Here is a 25,181-nt window from a genome sequence, read left to right as displayed (position 1 = left end):
ATAAACTTCCTCTGAAAATCTGAGGCATCCGCCGGAGTCTTTAACTTTCTTCAGCCGGGGTTTGCCCCCACTGCATGAAATTTCAATATGCATTCATCTCACCACTTATAGAAGTGGGAAACTTCTGCTGAATGAAGTTAAATGATATCTATCCAAATTTTAACAGCCGTTGCAAAAATCAATACAGCTAATATGACTTGTAAAATTTTTGTGTTCATTTTTTTACCTGTCATTGCACCAAGGGGAGAAGCAATCAGGCTGGCAATAATCATAATCAATGCTGGAGCATAGTCCACTTGCCCTGTAGTAATCTTCCCTACCGTTGTTCCAATGGATGAAATGAAGGTAATGGCCAAAGATGAGGCGATTGTCATGCGGGTTGGAATTTTTAATACGACAAGCATAATAGGTACTAACAAAAATGCACCGGCAGCTCCGACTATCCCGGCACCCAAACCAACAACGAAAGCAAGCAATGCAGCTAACCATTTATTGAATGTCACCTGCTCAAATGGAATATGATCAATCCTCTTTTTCGGAACAAACATCATCACCGCAGCTGTTAATGCCAAAATCCCATAAATTAGATTAATACCTTCCTCTGACATAAGCTTGGACCCAAATCCCCCTATAAAACTTCCAATTAGAATGCTGATTCCCATATATCCAATCAATGTTTTATTCAGATAGCCGCCTTTTCTGTATGCCCATACTCCACCTATCGTCGCAAAAAATACTTGGATAGCACTAATTCCGGAAACTTCATGTGCGCTGAATGCTGCTAAACCGAATAGCGGCGGGATATATAAAAGCATCGGGTATTTAATAATGGAGCCGCCAATCCCAAGCATGCCCGAAATATAAGAGCCGACGAATCCAATTAAAAAAATTACGATGATAAATGTAAAATCCATCGCTTTACCTCCTTAAACAAATGTGTAATCGTCGGATATAATAAAAGTGCAATCCCATGGGGCTATCAGTGGCTTCCTGCTGTACGGGGGCTGGCTCAGTACACGACGTCTGTCATTTTGCTTGCACTGGCACTTCTGTACGACGCAGTTAGACATATAAAATCCTAATTCGAACAAATTATTCATTTTATACTTTCCTACTCTTTGAAAAAGGGGACTCTTCGGTCCCCCTTTATAATCAGGCTTTTTTTATCCAAAATTTGAAAACACCATTCTCTTCTTCTATTTTCATCAGTTCATGTCCGCCTGATTTAGTCCATGCTGTCAAGTCATTTTTAGACCCTTTATCAGTTGCATGTACTTCTAATATTTGTCCGGACTCCATTTCATTGATCACCTTTTTCACTCTTACGATCGGCATTGGACATGCCAAACCTTTTGCATCTAGAAATTTTGCAGCTTTCATTTGATATTCCTCCTCGTATATTATCGTACCGCGCAGCGGTTCGGACCAATTTCCATTTCACGTTGCTTTTCCAAATCTGGATTGATCTTTCCCATATTTGTTTCTCGTATTTCTTGATAAGCATTTGGCTGAGGAGGAAGATTTTCAGTTACTAATCTTTTAAACTCTTCATCACTATCAATATTCAAGCCATGATTGTTTTCAAAAAGAGTTCCCAACTTTTCAGAAACGCTCCCGTCTTCCTTTAATTCATCTATAATCATGAAATGGGCCGGCAGAACAAGAAGTTCTTCGGATAGTTCTTTATAACGGGAATATAATGTCTCCCGCAAATCTCCTACCCAGTCTTGTGCTAATCCAGCAAGATCTGGCCTTCCAATCGAATCAACAAACAAGATATCTCCTGTCAGTAAATATTTTTCATCGACAGTAAACGATGTAGATCCAATTGTGTGCCCCGGTGAGTAAAGTGCATGAATATCAATCGCAGTATTGCCAATTGTAATCACATCTCCATCTTCGAGCGGTTCATAAACATAAGTGACCTCCGCTGCATCCTTTGGAGGAAGCCAGTAAGTTGCATTTGTCTGCGCAGCGATCTTTCTGCCTCCCGAAATATGATCGGCATGAAGGTGAGTATCTAGCACATGGGTAATATTTGCATTCTTGCCTTTGGCAAACTCTATAAAAGCATCGGTCATACGAGTTGCATCAATCACTGCAGCTTCTTTCCCCGAAATAATCATGTAAGATAAACAGCCTTTTCCCATTCGGACAAACTGATACACTTCTCCACCATCTGTCAAATCTCCAATTTTTACGGGTTCCAAATGTTCACTCCAGCCCTTCATTCCGCCTTTCAAATATGCTGTATTCAATTCGTGCTCAGCCAGCATTTCAGCCACCATTACTGACGATCCTTCCTTTGCACAAACAACGAGAACCTCTTTGTCGATAGGAATTTTTCCTAAAATATCTTCCACACCATCAAGCAGTTCGAAATATGGAATATTTAAATGCTCCACATGTCTCCCTTCGATTTTCCAGTCCTGAAAATCACTTTCATTTCGAACATCCAGGATAAACAACTCTTCATTGTTCACGATTTTTCTCGCAACTTCTTTTGATGTCCAAACTGATACTGCCATCACTTTACCCCCATAGGTATATTTTTAGTTAAAAAAATTTACTTTTGTAATGCCTCCATAATGCTGTTTGGATCGAAACCGATAATCCACTGGCCGTTGATTTCAGTTTGCGGTACACCCATTTGTCCAGTTGTTCTGATTAATTGCTGCATTTTTTCAGGGGAGCTTTCTACATTTACCTCATGAAAAGCTACCTCTTTTTCCTTCAAAAAGTTCTTCAACATGACGCAGTAAGGGCATCTCGTTGTAGTATACACAGTAACTGGCATCTATTGTTGACCTCCTTTATCATTAATACCTTCTAATGGTCCGACCCATTCACTCATACCCGGAATAACATTGAATACTTTATCAAAACCTTTTTCTTTTAGCTTTTGTGCTGCCATATCGCTCCGGTTCCCTGTGCGGCACACGACGAAAATTCCCTTTTCTTTCTGCAATTCGTTTATCCTAGCATCGAGTTCTCCCAATGGAATAGAGATTGCCTCTGGAATATGATTGAAGGCATATTCAGCAGCTTCTCTTACATCCAGTACAATGATGCTCTCACCTGATTCGATTTTCTTTTTCAGCTCATCGTTTTGAACAATATTAGGATACTCTTTTACTTCTGTTTCCTCATTGGCGGATTTTCTGAGGAAATGCTTCAATATTCCCCCCTCCTCCAAAGTGCCCAAGTACTGATGACCAGTGCTTTCCGCCCAAGCTCTGATATCGGCCTTAGAGCCTTTATCCGTCGCTTGAACTTCAAGGACTTTACCTGGGGCCAGTTCATTCATTTCCTTCTTTGTCTTGACAATCGGCATGGGACACGCCAACCCTTTTGCATCTAAAATGACATCAGCATTCATCTTACTCATCCTTCAGCCTCCAGTTAATTATTCTATTTTTCCTTCCCAATCAAGCATACCGCCAGCCATATTCACTGCTTTGTAGCCTTGTTCCTCTAAAAATTGCGTTGCCCGGCCGCTTCTTCCACCTGAACGGCAGACCATAATATACTCTTTGAATTTGTCGAGTTCATTCAATTTAAATTCAATCAATCCCAATGGAATGTGAAAAGCTCCAGGTATTTTCCCCGCTGTTACTTCGTCAGCCTCGCGGACATCAATGATATTTACTTTCTCCCCTTTGGCTAGTTTCTGTTCAACTTCTTTTGCACTTATTTCCTTCATTTTTACTACCTCCTTATCAAATGCTCCTAAGAGTACTTGCACTCAGATTTTATCGAGCTCCGCTCGATACATTTCCTCTGAAAACCTGTGGCATCCGTCAGAGACTTTAAGTTTATTCAGCCAAGATTTGAACCCCCACTGAATGGAATCCTATATACATTCATCTCACCACTTACAGAAGTGGGAAACTTCTGCTGAATGAAGTTAAATCCAGCTATTCATCCCGCCACGGACCTTTGTCAATTTCACATATCTTTTTTCTTCAGAATCTGGCACACTTGTAAGCTCCTCATTCCACTTTGGCAAATTAAAAAGATTTCTTTTTCCTTTAAAATCCTTTGATCCGCTTGGCTTTCCAACATATGAGGAGTACTTGACTGGTATCCTTACACCAACAAATTGCTTTTTTTATCCAGTCACTTTCTCATTCCTCTGGATGGTGGCATTCGCCAAATGCTGAACACAACAAACAGTGTAAAAGCGAGTGCTCTCATAGCCTTGAACATTTCTGCCTAAATAAACAGATTCACATGCCCAATTTCTGCATCTGCAAGATAGGCCGCAACACCTGCATAGTCAATTCCATCCAAGAGCTCCTCCTGATGTAATCCAAGCAAGTCCATCGTCATGGTACAGGCTACTAATTTGACCTCCTGTTCCTTAGCCATTTCAATCAATTGAGGCAGTGGGATAGCATTATGCTTTTTCATGATATCTTTAATCATTTTCGGCCCCACCCCGGCAAAATTCATTTTGGAAAGCCCCATTCGGTCTGCGCCTCTTGGCATCATTTTGCCAAACATCTTTTCCATGAATCCTTTTTTAACTGGGATATTTTCCTCCTTTCGCAGCGCGTTCAATCCCCAAAACGTGTGAAAAATGGTCACTTCATGGTCATAGGCTGCGGCACCATTGGCGATGATGTATGCTGCCATCGCTTTATCGTAATCGCCGCTGAACAGCACGATTGTTGTTCTCTTCTTTTCTTCCATCATTGTCTCCTCCCCGTATACCTACCAGGGTATATTTAAACTTAAAAAATATATTACCTTTACCCCTATGGGTATTATGATATTGAAAATAAAAGAGAATGTCAACCCTCTTTTTTTCAGCGGCTCTTCACCAATAAGTTTACCGCTTCTTTGACAAGCTCTTCCGTACTTGCTTCTCCTGATTCAGTCGCTTTTTGAACACACTCTACTAGATTGGAGCTCACAACCACACCAATGGTCCGATCAATAGCAGTCCGTGCAGCCGACAATTGAATGATCACATCTTTGCAATCCTTATTTTCTTCCATCATTCTTAATATTCCCCTAAGTTGCCCTTCAATGCGTTTAACTCTGTTTTTCATTTGATCATCATAATTCATTGAGCTGCCTCCTCTATTGTTATTTCCAAGGCTTATAGATTTTTTTCGCTTAACAAAAACCCTGGTACTTATCCATGATTGAATAACCACGAATATGATAGCCTCTTTTCTTCAAATAGCGAATCCCCATATTCCTTTCCAACTTACTCTAAGTAACCAAGAAATGCGCAAACGCCTTGGTCAGCGCGGGCAAACAAGACGATTCTCGAGGAGGTAGTTCTTCAGCCACCAAAGGGAAGTGCTTGTGACCTCGAGGGGCTAGGTGCTAGCAGGCTCAGGAACGCGACATCCTGTCGCTTTGCTTGCACTAGCACGTCCTGTCCGTCCTAGCTGGACAAAGAAAAACCTTCCTTTGAATAAAACTTCCCATAACAAGTTATACTTTCTTTACTCTCAAGAAAAGATCTGTACTCGGAATGTCCTGACCATTTCTTTTTAAATATGCAATGGGAATCGGGATCGTTAATGCACCGGGGACAGGATTTTTATAGGATTCGTTAAATCTCTTATATCGACAATCGTTATGATTTATATCTTCCTGATTTGCACTTTTGATACCCAGAACAGGAATATATCTGTTATAAAACATCAAGCCTATAATTATCATACTAAAAATCAGGATGATCATCTAGGATATCGTCCTCCTACAAGATTTCATATGACCACCATTCTATACGTATAGGGGTATATTGTCAAATCTCATTCACTGTAAAATAGAAAAAGGATGTCTGAGAAGATAAATGCCTGTTCTTTGTTCTTTCATTAAAAAGAAGCACATTAGCCGCGAAAGATAACCCTCATAAGCAGCTAGTATGCAAAATGGGAACGATAAGTGGCGATAGATTTCTCCTGATCCTCCTGCATAAGAGTGCTCATTAAAATGGCCATTATTGACAAAGGAAGCTGTCCAAAATGAAAATCAGTCAGAGAAAAACAAAAACTCATTTTTCCCCCAACTGATTCGTTTTAGTGGCTTTTTAGACGGGCTTATGAAGTCACATTTTTTGGAATAGAGGATGCTTGTCTTTCGGAAAAATAGGAGGCAAGAAAATAAATGACAGCCAGGCCTGCCACAATCAATACAATTGTGTTGCTTAACTGATCCCATAACTCCGCCAAGCCTAAAAAGGCCGGAATCGTACAAGTAATCCAAGCCATTACAAAAGTTACTTTTCCAACATAACGTCCTATGTCCATGTTCTTTGCCAAGACTAAATAGAATAAAAACCATAAATATGACCAAAACAACCATATAATACCAAACTTTATATCTGCATTGCTGAAACTAATGTAAGAAAAGCCCAGTGCCAAAATTGCAACCCATAGACAATACCATCCAAGTCCGGATGTTTCAAGACCAAACCAGTTTGTCAACCCGACATACAAATAGGTGAAACCAAATAAAAAAATGCTTGCCGCGCCCATTATTTCCGACATATTTCCGTCTGCTTTTATGATTAAGTAAATAGGGGTGAAAACTTGTAGTATCCCAATGAAAATATTAAATACTGAAGCGCTCTTTCCGTCAATCCTCCCAAGCAGCATTAAGGAATTGATAAACAAAACCCCTCCGACATAAAGCAGTCCTACGTTAGACAAATGGTTCTCCTCCTTGTTTGAGAAAACTCACTCCCTGTCGTCCTTGAAACAGCTATGATGGTAATCATCGCCTCCTCTTGATCAGCAGTCAATTATTTCGAATATTATATTAATTATGGATAGTTGTCAATGACGTAGTGATCCTTGTAATGAAAATTATAAGGTTCATTCATTAAAGTTCATTTATCAAGTTACCCCCGCTTGTAATAAGAGTAAAAATAAAAAAATGTACCCACCGAAGCGCGATATTCCGACTTCTCGGTACATTTTTCTATCTCAATTGCTTTCTCCAAAATAATGCTGAATATATTCCTGCTCTTCAATTCTGCTTTTTTGAGTGACTTCCTCACCTTCATACATTCCATACGGCTTAGAAACAAGGCTTAAAAGAAATTCAGTCTCATCTGCGATGTTATCAAAGTTTCCGTCAAGCCACCTGTCCAATATGCTTTCGTATGAATAGGTACTGCTCTTCGTATTCCTTGAAATCTCAATAGAATCCACCTGCTGCTGTAGATAAAATATATTACCTTTCGTCATTTGGATCCGTTGAATCGAATCTTCAGCAATCTCTAGCGGAATATCATTCTCCCCTCCAATATCCACCTTTTGGAGGGACATCTCGATCATTCTCATGATCAAGGTCAATTCATCAGAAATCTCTCCAATGTCTCTTTCTGCTGTCACTCTTTCTTTATTAGTAGCTATATATTTGATCGGCGCTGCTATTTCCAGGCTGGATGCATCCTCATTCCTCTTATCGGTACTCATTTCGTCATCACTGAATGTGAAAGCAAAATAAACGCCTACAGGAACAGTTACCAATCCGGCAATGCTAAGCGCGATATTCTTTTTCATTGATGCTTCCTCCAAAAACTCTCAACCGTTGATATCCCCAGGCTCCACTTCTTCAATGTATCATACGGAAATTTTTATTTGCTGGTGGAGGTCTTTGGGTCTTATAGATTTCCGAATAATAAGCAACATATTCATTTTCTGAATCAGCTTTTTCTCGAAAGTAAATCCCTTTTACCATGTAATCACCATTCGTTGTAATAAGAACCGTTCTTATTATGTAAATACTTGAAACCATACTTTTGAGCCAATTTCTTACTTTTAGCCTCATCTTTAAAACCTATCGACAATACTTCGATACCATTTTGTTTTCTTAGCTTTTGTAATCGTTCCATTTTCTCTAATGCCCATTCATCATGCGCAACTTCCCTGTAAGAAAAATCTTCCCACATAATAAAGTCAACATAAGGGGCTGTATAATCAATGAGTGTATCAAATCCCCAATTTTGTCCTATGGACAAACCGTCGTACTCCGCCTTTATTTTTTTCATAAATTCTCGCATAGCTTCATTTTGTGGCTGCTGTTCATCAGACGGCAAAAAGGAATTAATATTTCCCACTGTATCAAGAAACACACCATCCAAACCTTTTTGAACAACCTGCTTCTCTATCTCTTCTAGCAAAACTTCCTGATAATGAACTGAAGTCATATCCATCATGTAAGAGTCCCACTGTTCAAAGTACATTTTCTTCCCATGTTTGTCTTTATAAAAATCATCTTCTTTGAATTGATGATAAAGTTCTTTGTTCCATTTGTCCCCTTCCATTGCATTAATATATCCATATACTAATGTTCCCTGTTGCTGCGCGGCTGAGATATATTCTTCTTGCATTTCAATCGGCTCAACAATGACCAAATCCATTTTTTTCATTTGATCACCGATTTTATTATTCCCTTTATCCAAGTAATATTTAAATCGTTCGATATCGTTTATCGTTGTTCGCTCAGCACATGACCCCAATATTAACAGGGGAAGGACACATGAAAATAAAATTATTTTTTTCATCATTTTCTCTTTTCTCCCAGTGGTCTTTTCCTGAATGAGCTGTGATATCCGTTTCATGTCATTTTCATCGAGAAAAAATAAGAAAAAACTGAACCATTAGGACATTCATTTTAAAGTTTCTTTCTTAATAAATCCAGATTAATACACTTACAAATCACAACAGTTGCAGAATCATTTTTAGTAGAATCTTTGATGGAGAACTCTTTAGCCTAGTCAACATGAAGAGAAAAATAACTTAAAAGCCCATTTGTTCTGCATTTACATATAATAGCATAAAAACGCCTTTGGTGATTAGAATGTTTGCTTTTTCTTTCAAAAGGCGGGGGATTTGATTAATAAATAAAAGAAGACCATAGGTGAGTCAACACCTTCGACCCATAAAAAATAGCAATGATATTCCTTGATAATTGATTTGTTTCTTTCACAATTTAATCATACTAATCTTCTCTTAATCGTAAAGCCGATTAAAGACTTTTCTGCCCTTTTAGGCCACAAACTTTGTTTCTATCATCATAAGGTCATTCCTAATATATTCGATTGCTACAAGCCCGTGAGTCGACTCCTTCGTTTTTACCGCCCCTGTATATGTGAATTCTATTCTTTTCCTGCCTATCAGCAGTATCTTTGATTGCGGAACTTACTTTTTTCTTTTCCGAACGAATAATATTTAGCATTTCTTCTATGTTATGACTTTGAATTAACAAAATCATTTCCACTCACTTTCATCAGTTTGTTTCCCCATTTCTTGTTTTGTACACATAGATGATGTAAGAAAACATTAGATTAATTTCTTTCAAGTGACAAGTACTTCCTGGGACTGAAGCAAAAATAAATTGAACTTATTATCGGTATCTGATATATTACATTTAATATATTTTGGTGGTGAAAAATAATGAATACATCAAAAGGTACAGAGCAAAAAATTAAACGCAAATTTATGCGTGATGAAGTGTACGATATATTATTAGATTGGATTGTTACTGGAAAATTAATAGCTGATCAACAAATTCGGGATAAAGAGATTTCTGAACAACTTGGTGTTAGCAGAACACCAATTAGAGAAGCACTACTTCGACTTGAAAATGAAGGTTTTGTGCAAACAAAAGCTAACAGTTCTACATTTGTGACCCCAATCAAGTATCAAGAAATTAAAGATTATTATTCGATTATTTATGCTCTTGAAAAACTAGTTATAGAGGAAATATTCACCAAAATCACTGATCAGCACCTTGAAAAAATGAAGAATATAAATCAAGAAATGCATCTCTCTATCAAAGAAGGAAAATATCTTACTGCTTTGCAAAAAGATACCGAGTTTCATGCAATTCCTATTTCTCTTTCACTTAATGCAGAGTTAGCAAAAATACTAACAAATCTAAAACATAAGCTAAAAAGGATTGAATTTTATTATTACGACAAAATAAAGGATGCTCATACATCGTTTATGGAACACGAACAAATTATCGATGCATTGAAACAAAAGGATTTAAATTTAACGCTTAACTATATTGAACAAAATTGGAAAAAAGGATTGGAAAGAATTCAAAATCATTTAATTACAAACGAAGATTAACTGCTGAGAGGAATAATTTTAAAGAGAGCAATAAAGTACTTATATAGCTCGATATATAAATAACTCGTTCAATGATTTAATTTTTAAGTTAAAAGGGAGCTGTTTATAATGAAAAAGACGATTGGTATTATCGGTGGGATAAGTCCAGCTTCAACAATTAAGTATTATGAGAAGATTATTGATCTCTATTATAAGAAAAATAAAGATTATTATTATCCGGAAATAAAAATTCATAGTCTAGATTTTCAATATTTTACAGACTTAGAGAATGAAAATCGAAAAAAAGAATACATAGAATATATATCCGCAAGTGTTAATTCCCTGGAAAAATCCGGTGTAGATGTAGTGATCATGGCAGCAAATTCACCACATTCTGTTTTCGATATTGTATCATCTAAAGCAGGAGTACCAATGATTAGCATTGCAGAAGAAACTGTAAAAAATGCAGTCAAACATAACATGAAAAAAGTATTATTAACTGGGATAAAATATACAATGAAAGCGGCGTTCTATGCTGAGTTATTTGAAAAGAACGGTATTCAACTTCTTGTTCCGAGTGCTCAGGAACAAGATGAGATTAACTCCATTATTTTTGATGAGCTAGTATTAAATATAATTACGGATGAATCAAGAAATAGAATGCTGGAGATTATAAATAACTATACTATCGATGGAGTCATACTTGGCTGTACGGAATTGCCCTTATTAATCCAGCAGGAATTTTGTCCTGTTTATGTCTTAGATACAATGACTTTGCATGTCGAGGCCGTACTAAACCATATCCAAAACAATGATTCTCGCAGTGGTTCATGACATAAAGAGAATGCTCCCAAAAGGCCTTTTTCGGCTATTTGGGAGCATTCTTCTACAAAAGTGATGTCCACCTGATAGTGCAAGTACTTCATTTGAATTACCACTTTATAGATCTACTTTTACTAAAGTTGACTCTTTTTTTAATTATCTAGCCAAAAAGATAAAAAGTTATCCGGTGAGTAGGTCGTAAATTTTCCATATTAAATAAACGTTCAGCTGTTTAAATAAAAATCCACGTTTTTTCTTTCAAAAGGAGGGTGATTTGAGTAAGAATTGAAGCATATCAAATAAGTCAAGGCATATTTGCGCCCACATTGTATCGAGCTCCGTTCGATAAATTCCCTCTGAAATGTGGTGGCCTTAACTTTATTCAGCCAGCGTTTGAACCCCTACTGAATAGAATACCAATATGCTTTCATCCTAGCACCTTCGCTCTATATCCATAACATCATCCACTTTAACGGTAATCGCTTTCCACTTAAGTTAAGAATTTTAACCTTTTGCTCCAAAAATCACTATTTATTCCTATGATAATAGTGCACTAGTCCCTACATAAATAAAGAGCTTTTAAGCTTAAATTCCCGTTCATCAATGTAGTCACTAATCTATCCTTGTAAAAAAACAGATTTGGAATCATCAACTTTTCAATTTCAATTCGAACATTATGTAAAAACTCATTCTTCTTTGAAGACTTACTCATACTGATACAGCTATTTTGAATAAACGAGTTCTTCGACTTTATATTCTTCCCTCACCCGCCTGCTTTTCCAATCCCGATACCATTTTTGAACCATTTCATTCGGCTCGACACAATACTCCTTATATAACATATTTCGTAATAATCTATACTGCTCTTCAACTGAATACCGATCTCCAAATGAATCATATAGCTGCATTAATACAAAATAACTTTCTTCCTTGAAGGGCAGTATTTCTTGGATTTGTAAGTATAGAATAATGGCCTCAGAATAGTTCTCTGTTGAAAGGTAATATTTTGCAACCTTTTTTAAATAATGTGACCATTGAATCCTCATGCGGCTCTTTTTACTCTCCGCCCATAAATAATTTTCTTCCTCCAGGTAGTCCCCTTTATACAAACGGCATATTTCTTTATGTTTTGATATGGTATCTTCATTTACAAAGGGAAATTCTTCTATTCCTTGTTCCCACTCTTTAATATCCAGTAGAACATCATTTAGTTCCAGCCTGTAGCTACCTTTAGAACTAATGATTGTAATATTGAAGCCGATGGATTTTAATGTTTTTCTAATTTGATAAATCGTGGAATAAAGCTTAGAATATCCTTCTTTTATTTCTTCCCCTGGCCAAAACTCTTCTAACAACACATCTTTCTCTATAAATTGACCGTGGTGATGAATAAGAAATGCGAATAATGCTCTTGAGCTAGGCGTTCTCCATTTAACATCCAGCACCTCTGAATTCCTTCCATAGTATTTAAATTGTAATTTTTTAAAACAGCATACCATCTGACGAGCCAACGTTGTTTTCATACTTCCTCTTCTTGACCGTAGACGAATTATGGTTTCACTGAGCGCTTCCTCATGATAAGGTTTTACTAGATAATCAGTTGCTTGAAGCTTAGATGCCTGAACAGTATATTGCTTATAAGTGGAAAGAAAAACAATATCCATATCTGGAAATGTTTCTTTTGTTTCTTTGGCAATGTCCAGACTGCTAATATCGGACATTTCGATATCAAGAAAGAGGATATCTGGTTGTATCTTAGTGATCTCTATCAACCCTCGATGAGGAGTAGTGAATTTCCCAATAACTTGCACTCCTCCGATTTCTTGTATCATGTTTTCTAGTATCTCAAGCATTAATACATCTTGATCAATTATTATTGCCCGCAATTAAATCCCCCTTTTTACAACACACGATTAATTAGCTAAGGTATGGTCCAAATGAAGGCAATGCATGCTATATCAAATACACCAAGGCATATTTGCACCCAGATTTTATCAACTTAGCGATAAATTCCCTCTGAAAATCTGTGGCATCCGCCGAAGGCTTTAACTTTATTCAGTCTCGATTTGAATCCCCACTGAATGGAATGACCAACTGCATCCATCTCCAAGTGGGAGACTTCTGGCAAATGAGTTATAAATAAACATGTAAAAAACCCGCATATGCATATTTGAGATGTTGTTCTTTTATTGGTTTCTCCTTATTTAACAGATTTCCATTTTTAAACGAGAGCCGTTCACTATTAATAAGGATATTTCTCATTCTCCAATCGCCATTCTTTACATATAAGTCATTAAGTCATCCATTTCGGAGGGTCGTCTTTGGACCAATAAATTTCCCCAATCTCGTGATGTTCTTCAAAATGGTCATTGCTTAAATGGTAGTGAAAATTAAACCAGTATCCCTCTAGGGGGCGCTTTTCACGTCTAACATGAAACCTAGCAACATCCTTTCGCTTTTGTGAATCATATAAATGAAATATTCTTTCTCCATACCCGCCGGCAGGCTGCTCGGTAATCGTATAATACGCTACTTGATCTTGTCCTGCTTCAACAAGCATTGATGTAAGGACTTCTTCCATTGCTGGTAAAATCATGCTCGTGAAATCATCTTCCACGTGCTGTAAAATTCTTGGGCCCATTTTTACTATCGCCTGATCCTTCGCTTTACTGGTGAATATATCAATAGCATTATCAGGAAAAACTGAATCTTCCTTGGCTTTTGTATCTGAGTCAGGAAGTTTATCATTTCCTGTTTCTCTGAGGTTTTTTTTCGGAGAATAGACTTCCTTATCTTCATTGATCGTTATATTTGAATCAACTGACGGGATATACAGCCCTAAAGTGATAATGGCGACCAGAAAAACGGATATCTTTCTCAACCAAAGTTTCATGACCAATCCTCCCTACTTCAAACTTCATCTATTTTTGTCTGGAATTATGAATCACTAATTCCGATAGCAAGAAATAAGGAGGGGACTTTATGAAAATGCCTTTCCCCTTTTTATTAGGAAGTGTCTAATCTAGCTTTTCTAAAGAAATGACAAGACGCTGAAGAAAGCTTAGTTTGTCTTCAAAAGCGATTGACCAATCCGTATGGTTATGACGCTTAGAGTTGGACAGCGAGAACTTTCCATTATTGGTTATACTCTCCTCACTTCTAAAAAAAGAGAAGACTTCCCTCCAGTACGACTCATACTGGAGGTAGTTTTCTCTTTCAATTAAAGTCAACTCGATTTTCGTCTTCTTAATCCTAATAGTCCTGCTATTACTATGATAACACCTAATAATCCATAGTTAAATATATTAGTAGCAGTATTCGGTAATTTTTTACCCTCTTCTTTTTCGGTTTTAGAAGGAGGGGTTTTACCGCCGGAGTTATCTACTCCTGGATCCGGTTTCGGTGCTGGATCTTTTGGATCAACATCGATTTTCGCTTCTGGATAATTTGAATCTGGAACATTATCACTGCTTACAGTAGCGATATTTTTAATTGTCTCTCCAGATTGATCGGATTGGATAGTTGCTGTAAATGTAACTGTACGCCATTCCGTATCCTTCACGTCACCGAAGTTCGCTGTAATTGTACCATCTTTGAACTCGCCCGTACCTTCATGACTTACTTCCAAGCTTCCATCTACATACTCTAATTCTGCAGGAAGCTTATCGGTGATTTTTAAGTTCTCAACTAAACTATCAGATACAGTGTTACGAGCCTTGATGGTGTATACAACCGTGTCACCAACTTTGAATGTATCTTTGCCTTTCTCCAAGTTCATTGCTAATTTCTCTGATTCTAGAACGGAGTGGCGCGGATATACTTGTACTACTTCTTCTGGTTTGTCCGGCTTGTCAATATTGTCTCCGTCAACTACGGCAATGTTTTTAATGTCTTTGCCTGCTTGGCCGGACTTGACTTTTACAAGGAATTCTACAGTATGCCAGTTTGTATCCTTGATGTTGCCGAATTGACCCACGATCTTGCCGTCTACCGCATAGCCTTTGTCATCGTCTTTCGCATCGGTGACAGATTCACCATCGACTTTCAGGCTGTCTGCTACATACTCAAGTCCTTCCGGAATTTCATCGGAAATCACCAAGTTTTTCACAAAGCTATCTTCGATCGTATTTTGGGTCTTAATCGTATAGCGAAGGGTATCGCCGACTTCCGAATGCTCCGTATCTTTGTTGCCTTCCGCTTTTGCTTCCAGCTTCGCAGATTTCTCTGATTGGAGGGTAGGGTTCTTCGGATCGACTGTCACTTCCTCTTCTGGCTCATCTGGCTTGTCTATATTATCTCCATCTACGATGGCAATGTTTTCAATGGTATTACCAGATTGACCTGACTTGATTTTTGCTTGGAAAGTAACTGTACGCCACTCTGTATCCTTCACATCACCGAAAGTCGCCGTGATGGCACCGTCTTTAAACTCACCGGCACCTTCATGACTTACTTTTAAGCTGTCTGTAACATACTCAAGACCAGCTGGAAGTTTGTCAGTGATCGTTAAGTTTTGAACTAAACTATCGGATACTTTGTTGCGTGTTTTGATTGTGTAAACAATCGTATCGCCTACTTCGAATTTCTCTTTGCCTTTCTCTATGTTCGAAGCTGATTTCTCAGATTCTAAAACAGAGTGGCGTGGATGAATTTGTACTTCTTCTTCTGGCTTATCCGGCTTGTCAATATTGTCACCATCTACAGTGGCAATATTTTTAATGTCTTTGCCAGATTGACCAGTCTTAACTTTTACAAGAAATTCTACTGTATGCCAGTTTGTATCCTTGATGTCGCCAAATTGACCTACGATCTTCTCGTCTACCGCATAGCCTTTGTCATCGTCTTTCGCATCAGTAACAGATTGACCATCTACTTTCAAACTGCCTGCTACATACTCAAGTCCTTCTGGAATTTCATCCGAAATCACTAAGTTTTTCACAAGGCTGTCTGCGCTCTTGTTTTTAGTCTTAATCGTGTAAAGAAGTGTATCCCCAACTTCTGGGTTGTCCTTATCTTTGTTACCGTCAGCTTTTGCTTCCAGCTTCGCAGATTTCTCCGATTGGAGAGTAGGATCCTTCGGATCGACTGTCACTTCCTCTTCTGGCTCATCTGGCTTGTCTATATTATCACCATCAACAACGGCAATGTTTTTAAGTTCTTTACCTGACTGACCAGATTTGATTTTTGCTTGGAAAGTGATGGTACGCCATTCCGTATCTTTCACATCACCGAAGGTCGCCGTGACGGTGCCATCTTTGAAATCCCCGGTACCCTCATGACTTACTTTCAGGCTGTCTGCTACATATTCGAGACCCGCTGGAAGTTTATCAGTGATCGTTAAGTTTTGAACTAAACTATCAGATACTTTGTTGCGCGTTTTGATTGTGTAAACAATCGTGTCGTCCACTTCGAATTTCTCTTTGCCTTTTTCAGCGTTTGTAGCTGATTTTTCGGACTCTAGCTTCGGTTCTCTTGGATAGATTTTTACTTCTTCTTCCGGCTCATCTGGATCTCCGATATTTTCTCCACCGACGACAGCAATGTTTTTAATATCTTTGCCGGATTGACCTTTGTCTACCGTTACCAAGAAGCTTACCGTATGGGCTTTTGTATCTGTCACGTCACCAAAGTTGCCTGTGACCTTACCGTCTACCACATGACCGGCATCTTCGTCTTTCGCATCTGTAACTTGTTTACCATCAACTTCGAGGCTGCCTGCTACATAGCTCAGACCGGATGGAATCGTATCCGTAATGACTAAATTTTCGACCAAGCTGTCTTCGATTGTATTTTTCGTTGTGATCGTATAACGAATTGTGTCGCCGACTTCTGGATTTTTAGCATCTGTATTACCTTCTGCCTTCTTCTCCAGTTTCGAGGACTTCTTCGAGTCTAGCTTTGGAGCCTTCGGATCGACCTTGACTGTTGTTGTTGGTTCCTCTGGTTCTTCAATTTCATCAACCGTTACTTTAGCGGTGTTTTTAATATCCTTACCAGATTGACCTGATTTAATTTTTGCTTTGAAGGTGACGATACGCCACTCCGTATCCTTCACGTCACCAAAGCTGGCTGTGATAACTCCGTCTTTTTCTTCCACAGTGCCGCCATGGCTTGCTTTTAAGCTATCTGCGATTAATTCTAAACCTGCTGGAAGTGTATCCTCAATCATCAGGTTGCTTACTAAACTATCAGATACTTTGTTGCGCGTTTTGATTGTGTAGATAATCGTGTCGCCCACTTCGAATGTCTCTTTGCCTTTTTCAGCGTTTGTGGCTGATTTTTCGGCTTCTAGTTTCGGTTCGCGCGGGTAAATCTTTACTTCTTCTTCTGGCTCGTCTGGATCTCCGGTATTTTCTCCACCGACGACGGCAATGTTTTTAATATCTTTGCCGGATTGGCCTTTGTCTACCGTTACCAGGAAAGTAACTGTATGCTCTTTCGTATCCGTCACGTCACCAAAGCTGCCTGTGACCTTGCCGTCTACTACATGACCAGCATCATCGTCTTTCGCATCTGTAACTTTTTTACCATCAACTTCGAGGCTGCCTGCTACATAGCTCAGACCGGATGGAATCGTATCCGAAATCACTAAGTTTTTGACCAAACTATCTTCGATGGTATTTTTCGTTGTAATTGTGTAACGAATCGTATCGCCGACTTCTGGGTTTTTGGCATCTGTATTACCTTCTGCCTTCTTCTCCAGTTTCGAGGACTTCTTCGAGTCTAGCTTTGGTTCTCTTGGATAAATTTTTACTTCTTCTTCCGGCTCATCTGGATCTCCGGTATTTTCTCCACCAACAATAGCGATGTTTTTAATATCTTTGCCGGATTGGCCTTTGTCTACCGTTACCAGGAAAGTAACTGTATGCTCTTTCGTATCCGTCACGTCACCAAAGCTTCCTGTGACCTTACCGTCTACTACATGACCAGCATCATCGTCTTTCGCATCTGTAACTTTTTTACCATCTACTTCAAGGCTGCCTGCTACATAGCTCAGACCGGATGGGATGGTATCCGAAATCACTAAATCTTTGACCAAGCTGTCTTCGATTGTATTGTTCGTTGTAATCGTGTAACGAATTGTGTCGCCGACTTCTGGATTTTTAGCATCTGTATTACCTTCTGCCTTCTTCTCCAGTTTCGAGGACTTCTTCGACTCTAGTTTTGGTTCCTTCGGATCGACCTTGACTGTTGTTGTTGGTTCCTCTGGTTCTTTAATTTCATCAACCGTTACTTTAGCGGTGTTTTTGATTTCCTTACCAGATTGACCTGATTTAATTTTTGCTTCGAAGGTGACCGTACGCCATTCCGTATCCTTCACGTCACCAAAGCTGGCTGTGATAACTCCATCTTTTTCTTCCACTGTGCCGCCATGGTTTGCTTTTAAGCTATCTGCGATTAATTCTAAACCTACTGGAAGTGTATCCACAATCGTCAGGTTGCTTACTAAACTATCAGATACTTTGTTGCGCGTTTTAATTGTGTAGATAATCGTGTCGCCCACTTCGAATGTCTCTTTGCCTTTTTCAGCGTTTGTGGCTGATTTTTCGGCTTCTAGTTTCGGTTCACGCGGGTAAATCTTTACTTCTTCTTCTGGCTCATCTGGCTTATCAATATTCTCACCTTTAACGGTGGCAATATTTTTAATATCAGCACCAGCTTGGCCTTTGTCTACAGTAACTAAGAAATTGATCGTATGTTCTTTCGTATCCGTCACGTCACCAATGGTACCGGCGACCTTGCCGTCTACCACATGACCCGCATCTTCGTCTTTCGCATCTGTAACTGATTCACCATCTACCTCAAGGCTGCCTGCTACATAGCTCAGACCGGATGGAATCGTATCCGTAATGACTAAGTTTTTGACCAAGCTATCTGCGATCATATTTTTCGTTGTGATCGTGTAACGAATTGTGTCACCGACTTCTGGGTTCTTGGCATCTGTATTACCTTCTGCCTTCTTCTCCAGTTTCGAGGACTTCTTCGACTCCAGCTTTGGTTCCTTCGGATCGACCTTGACTGTTGTTGTTGGTTCCTCTGGTTCCTCAATTTCATCAACCGTTACTTTAGCGGTGTTTTTGATTTCCTTACCAGATTGACCAGATTTGATTTTCGCTTCAAATGTGACCGTACGCCACTCCGTATCCGCCACTTCGCCAAACTTAGCCGTGATAACACCATTGTTTTCTTCCACTGTGCCGCCATGGCTGGCTTTCAAGCTATCTGCGATCAATTCTAAACCTGCTGGAAGTGTATCTTCAATCGTCAGGTTGCTTACTAAACTATCGGATACTTTGTTGCGCGTTTTGATTGTGTAAACAATCGTGTCGCCCACTTCGAATGTCTCTTTGCCTTTTTCAGCGTTTGTGGCTGATTTTTCGGACTCTAGCTTCGGTTCACGTGGGTAAATCTTTACTTCTTCTTCCGGCTCATCTGGTTTATCAATATTATCCCCTTTAACAGTAGCAATATTTTTGATATCCATACCAGCCTGACCCGCTTTGACTTTAACTTCGAATGTCAATGTATGCCAGTCCGTACCTTTGATGTCACCGAATTGACCTGAAATTTTGCCATCCACCGCATGACCTTTGTCATCGTCTTTGGCATCTGTAACAGATTCATCATCTACTTTCAAGCTGCCTGCTACATACTCAAGGCCTTCAGGAATTTCGTCCGAAATCACTAAGTTTTTCACAAGACTGTCTTTATTGGTGTTCTGCGTCTTGATTGTGTAGAGAAGTGTATCACCAACCTCTGGATTATCCCTGTCAGTATTGCCCTCTGCCTTTTCTTTGATCACGGCCGATTTCTCTGATTTCAGGACAGGATCTTTATACTTAATCGGTGTTTTTGTTTCATTTGTTTCCGTTTCTTCGTCCTTACCTGTCAACAAATTCTTATGTTTGACTTGTGCTTTGTTAATAACATCTTTTCCTGCATGATCGGACAAAGCTTTTACTTTAAATTGAACAGTAACACCGTCAGGCAAGTCATTTGTATTGGGTAAATCCCCTATATTAAAGGTTACTTTTCCGTCAGTATAATGACCTACGTCATTATCCTTCTCATCTGTTACGTCACCCTTTTTGGGACCACTCAAAATTTTCATTGATCCTGGGACATATTCTGTACCTTCAGGAATGGCGTCTTCGATGACTGTGTTTGAAGCAACGTCTCCGCCTGCATTTTTGACAGTAACTTCATAGGTTAATTCATCCCCTGGAAATACATCGCCTTCAGGGCTTACCGATTTCTCCGCTGTGATACAAGCCTCTGTACCAAGGAAAATGTCGTCTAAGAAGTTCCCGGCCCCTAAGTTTCCACCAGCAGTAGAAACAGCTTCAAATCCAAACCTTGTCACGGTTTGTCCTTCTGGGACAGTGTAAGTTCCTGTATAGGTTCCCCATTTTGTATTGCCATCTGACATTTGCTCTATAACCGGAGTATCATATGGATCATTCGTCACAGGTCCAATACGAAGCTGCATCGTATCTACTCCTTGACGTCCCATATGAGCTAATCTCCAATAAATGGTTTGTCCTGGGGTTGTTTTAACATCTTGGTATAACAAACCATTATCATAAGCATTCAATTCTGCATATCGATTTCCATCTGGTGGAGCGGGAAAATTATTTACTGCTCCTGCTGGATATCCTTGTTTATAGTCCCATATTTCTATGATCTTCACGCCTTGACTATCGTCCGTAGTATTCCAGCCCGGCACTTCAGATTCCAAGAACATGTATGGGATATTTTGATAGGAGCCCCTCTCAGGCCCGCCCTCAAAACTACCATTAATCAGCGCGACAGTTGGTCCACAAACACCACTTGGAGGATCAAGCGGATACACAACAATACTAGTCTCCGGCTTATCTGGCTTGTCCAGATTGTCGCCAGTGACAGTCGCAGTATTTTTAATCGTCTTACCAGCTTGTCCTTCCTTCACCTTCACTTGGAAGGTAATGGTATGCCATTCGGTGTCGGTTACATCCCCAAACTTTCCGGTTACTTTATTATCGACAAACTCGCCTTGATCATCATCTTCCTCATCACTGACTTTTTTATCATCTACTGTCAGCGTACCCGGAACATATTCCAATCCTTCCGGAATCGTATCCGAGATGACCAGATTTTTCACAGAGCTATTTTCGATTGTGTTCCGTGTTTGAATCGTGTAAACAAGCGTATCTCCCGATTCAGGATGATCCGTATCTACGTTTCCATCCACTTTTTCATGCAACTTAGCGGATTTTTCAGATTCCAGGACCGGGGTTCCTACCACCTTATTTGATACTTCATTAGAAGAAATAACTGCTATGCTGTCTCCGCTGACTGTAGCTATGTTTTTAATCTCTGTTCCAGGTTGCACCCCATCATTAACTTTCACTTGAAACGTAACAACTGCCGCATTCTTTTCTCCGGCGTATAATATACCAACAAGAGATTCACCAGGTGAATGAACCGGCATCCCTGTAAAAATAGGGCTTGTCTCGGCAACATCAGCAACTTTTTCACCATTCAATGTAGTTGTGCCTGGTACATATGAAGTACCTTCTGGCAGATCATCATTCATTTTCGTCAAAGTCGATGCTAGCGTTCCGGTGTTTGTTACCTTCAACGTGTAGGTGACAGTATCACCCGGAAAAACCGTATCAGAAGGGTCATTCCTTTTTTCAATCTTTAAGTCTGGCTTAATCGAAGGATATACACGCGAAGCAAAATCCGTCGTCCCCAATTGGAATGCTGTCAATTCCGTCGCAATCCCCGTCGCTGGATCTAGTTCAAATAGATAAGGAGTGCCTGCAGTACTATATATGCCTACTGTTAAGAGTTTACCGTTTGGTAAAAAACTTAGCGCTCCAGATCTTGTAAAATTTTTACCATTATCCGCAACAATCGGGATGACACTTTCTAATATACCTTTTTCTACATCCACTTTCGCTAAAACAGATTTTACGGGAGTATCTTGCCATCTTGAGAACCAGAGGTTCCCATCCGCATCAAAAACCAAATCTCCCCCACCTAAATTTGCAAATCCAGATTTGTCTTGTATAGGCACGGATTTTTTTCCTTTTGTAGCCAAATCGACAGTTTCAATGTACAATTCACCACTTTTTGTTACAAAATATACGTAGTTTTTTCCATCTGGTGATATCGCACCAGCCACCGTGCCTCCTGCTAAATTGGTTACGAACTCGGTCTTACCATTTGGATATATTTTATATAAATTTGCACCTGCATTTGCGTAAAAGACATCTTCATTTTTGCCTAAGGCTAATGAATTATTTATAGCAGGGTTATCAAGTTTGACTTTTCCCTTAGGAGCTGCCGACGGATTATTCCCATCATATTGGATAATGTACATGGCTCCATCTATAGATGTAATCGAATATGAATCAGTATCATTAATGGTAATGCCTTCTACAGCCTGCACTTGATTTAATGGAGCAGCCAAAATTTCTTTAGTGGAAGTTTGATCATCAGACTCAACGTCTTTGTCATTTTCCTCTTTCGGTTCATTCGGCTCCGCTTGATTCTCTTCCTCTTTTAGCTCATCGGACTCCGCCTGATCCTTTTCTTCTTTTAACTCATCAGGCCCCATCTGATCCTTTTCCTCCAAATCGATCGGCGTGACAACTGCTGGATTCGTTTCCATGATAAGATCGTCATTTATCACGATTTGTGCAACGTTTTCAATTTTATCTGCAGTCGCTGCCGCATCTTCTTTCACTTGTGTCGTGATTTGCAGCTTTACTTCTTTGCCTGCAAGTTCCTCCAGCTCGTCCTTCGCCAATTCCAGGGAAACCTTTTGACCATCTACAACTACTGTGTATGTATCGTTTTCTTCCTCATCTATTAGAACTGCTGTACCCTGAACAGCTAAATGCTTATTAAGATTATCTAATATTTCTATAGATCCATAGCCTGATATATTTTCTGGAAGTTCAACACTTACATGATAGTTATAGTCTTCTCCCGTTGATATTTCTTTTACTTCTTCCCCCTCAATATCCTTCGAGACATTTGGCTGTTCTATTGCTTCTGTTGTTTCCATTTCCGCAGCTTGTACTGGATTAGCAAACGAAGGAAGCATTCCGTTTAAAGTTACCAAAATCATCGCAAAAAATATAATGGATTTTTTAAATCCTGCCTTTAATCTTTTGGAAATTGCGAGACTCAATTTTCCACCTCCATATTAATTTAAAATATAATGAATAATCTCAAATTTACACCATTATAATCACCTCCTTAAAAGTTTCCTTTTGATTTCTGTCACAATGTTATTTTTTATTTTATAAATCGAAGCGATGATAGAATGAAATTCCTTCCTTATTTTCAATTTAATTTTAAATAAGGAAATAAAAATCAAAATAAAAATTGAGTCTCTCAGGGTTCAAAGGCATAGGATAGATTATCTTAATAACGAATTTCATTTTCAATATATTGAATTTTAACTTCATAAAAAAATCCATTGAAGGAATGGAAAAACTACTAATATTTGGTTAAATTATAATTCGACAATCTGTACAAAAACTATACGTTTTTCACAAAAATACTGATAATCCGAAAATATAAAAAACAAAAGTTGAATTAACACTTGATATGATTGCATCAGAATGGAGAAATTGAACGTTTCTTGTCAGGAAACAATATTTTTATAATGTCTTGAATATGAGTGAGGAATTTGCTAAATGAAAAACTTTTTATAAAAAATTGAAATCAGTAGTGTAGTTTTAGTGGTTTAAGAAATCAATATCTGTAAAAAAATGCGGGAATTTTCTCGTTTCATCCTTTAGAGTTAAAAGAGTCACAAGAGTGCCAGACCTGAGGGAGACAAGTTTTTCCTCACTCCTGCCGAAAGAGAAAGCTCTCAATCATAAGTGATGCAGCATATTATGGGAAATATAGATAAAGATTCCGAGAGAAAATGAAGAAAAAGAAGCGGCTAACATTCCTTATTATTAAAGCAGTATCTTTCAGAAAAATCGTGTATCCCACACGGAAAGTATCAACTGGAAGCAAAATATTAGCCAATGTAAAAGAGTCATATAAAGCGGGTTACGGCATATTTAAAATTGCGTTTGGCTGAAACTTAAGTACCAGATTTAAAATTGATATTCTTCATCTAAATCGTACTGACCTTTTTTAAAGCTCATGTCAGTAGGTTAAAAAATGCCTCTCATCTTCTGCATTTAAACAAGTAACAGCAAAGAGAAATTTATACTTGTTGGACTGCTTCAATTAGCTCTTTAGACATCCTTTTTCAGACTTTGAATAGAACATAATATTTAAGAGAGTATAAACCCGTACCAGCTACTTCGCTACTTGATCGTTTTCAGTGCCAAGTATTACGCTATTTTGTTTCTTCATGAATATCAAAATCACGGGGTGCTTAAAAAGAGAATAGGAAAGTATTTCACTTTAAGAAGTGAAGTGGCAGGACATCAATCATATGGGATTTTTCAATACAAAATCTTTAATTTGGGATTGTGTAGTTTAGATGATCTCTAATCTGTACAGAAGATTATTTCTGGATGTATCTGTAGGAAGAAGTTCAATGTTTGTAGTTCGCATACTTACTTCTTTATTAAATGGGGGGTTAGTTTTTCTTAGAATAATCAGGTGGTCCTAATAGGTTTATGCATGAGAGCTGTTGTTGCTTTGGTCCTATTTCTAAACTACTTGAATCATAGGTTCTTAACACAGAATTAGGATATGAACTTCGGCTGTTGGCACAGTTCTTATTTATATTAATCCTTTCAGGAAGTTAATTGTCCCTTTGTAAAAAGTTGGTCAAGAAGAAACAAAGCTTGGAAGTCTCAATTTGACTGAAAACGAACAGTGCATAGGTGTTTAGTCCAGGGATCTTATCCCCTCTTGTCATCAAATGTGCACAGATTTTATCGAGCTTAGGCTCGATACATTTCCTCTGAAAATCTGTGGCATCCGCGGGAGGCTTTAACTTTATTCTGCCGGGGTTTGAAGCAATACTATATGTATTTATCTTACCAGTTACTGAAGGAGGAGAGTTCTGCTGAATGAAGTTAAATGCTGTATATACACTGGCTACTCCAAACTTGTGTGAGCCCCCTTCTATAGTATATGTCAAAATAAGTTCTACCTGCTGATATAGATGTGGCATTACGTCATTTTGGTATTAGGAGAATGTGTAAGCTTGATCAAGTAAACAGGCTCTCTGTCAAATGTGGTGGTATTATCCACCCATATTCTTCTTAGATCCGTGGCCTAGGCCACGGATCTAATTGC

The 25,181-nt window shown here is 38.7% G+C and carries 17 protein-coding genes; 2 read left to right on the top strand and 15 right to left on the bottom strand.

All coding sequences use genetic code 11. The features are described 5' to 3' along the window. Positions 1-137: 137 nt before the first annotated feature. The 12 genes from H9631_RS13650 to H9631_RS13595 form a co-directional block, all read right to left on the bottom strand. Positions 138-914, bottom strand: a complete 777-nt coding sequence (locus H9631_RS13650; protein WP_191813674.1) for a sulfite exporter TauE/SafE family protein — start codon at positions 912-914, stop codon at positions 138-140. 238 nt (positions 915-1,152) lie between these two features. Then, positions 1,153-1,380: a sulfurtransferase TusA family protein gene (locus tag H9631_RS13645; protein WP_191813672.1), complete on the bottom strand. Its 228-nt coding sequence runs from the start codon at positions 1,378-1,380 to the stop codon at positions 1,153-1,155. Positions 1,381-1,400: 20 nt separating this feature from the next. Continuing rightward, positions 1,401-2,528 (bottom strand): MBL fold metallo-hydrolase, encoded by a 1,128-nt coding sequence (locus H9631_RS13640; protein WP_191813670.1) that lies wholly within the window; start codon positions 2,526-2,528, stop codon positions 1,401-1,403. Positions 2,529-2,566: 38 nt separating this feature from the next. Next, a complete protein-coding gene (locus tag H9631_RS13635; protein WP_191813669.1) occupies positions 2,567-2,797 on the bottom strand; it encodes a glutaredoxin family protein in 231 nt (76 codons plus the stop codon). Beyond that, a complete protein-coding gene (locus H9631_RS13630) occupies positions 2,798-3,388 on the bottom strand; it encodes a sulfurtransferase TusA family protein (protein WP_191813667.1) in 591 nt (196 codons plus the stop codon). Positions 3,389-3,406: 18 nt separating this feature from the next. Beyond that, positions 3,407-3,703, bottom strand: a complete 297-nt coding sequence (locus H9631_RS13625; protein ID WP_191813665.1) for a rhodanese-like domain-containing protein — start codon at positions 3,701-3,703, stop codon at positions 3,407-3,409. A gap of 512 nt (positions 3,704-4,215) precedes the next feature. Continuing rightward, positions 4,216-4,698 carry a DsrE/DsrF/DrsH-like family protein gene (locus tag H9631_RS13620; protein WP_191813664.1) on the bottom strand — a complete coding sequence of 161 codons (483 nt, stop codon included), beginning with the start codon at positions 4,696-4,698 and terminating at the stop codon, positions 4,216-4,218. A 113-nt stretch (positions 4,699-4,811) separates the two neighbouring features. Then, positions 4,812-5,075 (bottom strand): metal-sensitive transcriptional regulator, encoded by a 264-nt coding sequence (locus H9631_RS13615; protein ID WP_191813662.1) that lies wholly within the window; start codon positions 5,073-5,075, stop codon positions 4,812-4,814. 376 nt (positions 5,076-5,451) lie between these two features. Further along, positions 5,452-5,703, bottom strand: coding sequence for a hypothetical protein (locus H9631_RS13610; RefSeq protein ID WP_191813660.1), 252 nt, complete (start codon positions 5,701-5,703; stop codon positions 5,452-5,454). A gap of 359 nt (positions 5,704-6,062) precedes the next feature. Beyond that, positions 6,063-6,674, bottom strand: coding sequence for an AmiS/UreI family transporter (locus tag H9631_RS13605; protein WP_191813658.1), 612 nt, complete (start codon positions 6,672-6,674; stop codon positions 6,063-6,065). A 276-nt stretch (positions 6,675-6,950) separates the two neighbouring features. Next, on the bottom strand, positions 6,951-7,532 hold the full coding sequence (locus H9631_RS13600) for a DUF6241 domain-containing protein (protein WP_191813656.1): 582 nt from the start codon (positions 7,530-7,532) through the stop codon (positions 6,951-6,953). 182 nt (positions 7,533-7,714) lie between these two features. Next, positions 7,715-8,539: an endo alpha-1,4 polygalactosaminidase gene (locus H9631_RS13595; RefSeq protein WP_225221037.1), complete on the bottom strand. Its 825-nt coding sequence runs from the start codon at positions 8,537-8,539 to the stop codon at positions 7,715-7,717. A gap of 889 nt (positions 8,540-9,428) precedes the next feature. Here H9631_RS13595 and H9631_RS13590 point away from each other — a divergent pair. Then, positions 9,429-10,109: a GntR family transcriptional regulator gene (locus tag H9631_RS13590; protein ID WP_191813654.1), complete on the top strand. Its 681-nt coding sequence runs from the start codon at positions 9,429-9,431 to the stop codon at positions 10,107-10,109. 108 nt (positions 10,110-10,217) lie between these two features. After that, the gene (locus H9631_RS13585; protein ID WP_191813652.1) at positions 10,218-10,922 is read left to right on the top strand and encodes an aspartate/glutamate racemase family protein; all 705 of its coding nucleotides are present in this window, start codon (positions 10,218-10,220) and stop codon (positions 10,920-10,922) included. 710 nt (positions 10,923-11,632) lie between these two features. Here H9631_RS13585 and H9631_RS13580 read toward each other — a convergent pair. The 3 genes from H9631_RS13580 to H9631_RS13570 form a co-directional block, all read right to left on the bottom strand. After that, entirely contained in the window at positions 11,633-12,796 is a 1,164-nt protein-coding gene (locus tag H9631_RS13580; protein ID WP_191813650.1) for a response regulator, read from the bottom strand. 407 nt (positions 12,797-13,203) lie between these two features. Further along, positions 13,204-13,803: a YpjP family protein gene (locus H9631_RS13575; protein ID WP_191813648.1), complete on the bottom strand. Its 600-nt coding sequence runs from the start codon at positions 13,801-13,803 to the stop codon at positions 13,204-13,206. 333 nt (positions 13,804-14,136) lie between these two features. Next, positions 14,137-23,094 carry an isopeptide-forming domain-containing fimbrial protein gene (locus H9631_RS13570; protein WP_191813646.1) on the bottom strand — a complete coding sequence of 2,986 codons (8,958 nt, stop codon included), beginning with the start codon at positions 23,092-23,094 and terminating at the stop codon, positions 14,137-14,139. Positions 23,095-25,181: the final 2,087 nt, after the last annotated feature.

Source organism: Bacillus norwichensis, assembly GCF_014836955.1.
Taxonomy (GTDB): domain Bacteria; phylum Bacillota; class Bacilli; order Bacillales; family Bacillaceae_C; genus Siminovitchia; species Siminovitchia norwichensis.
Note: the sequence above shows the minus strand (reverse complement) of the source record. Positions and strands in the feature narration are given on the sequence as shown.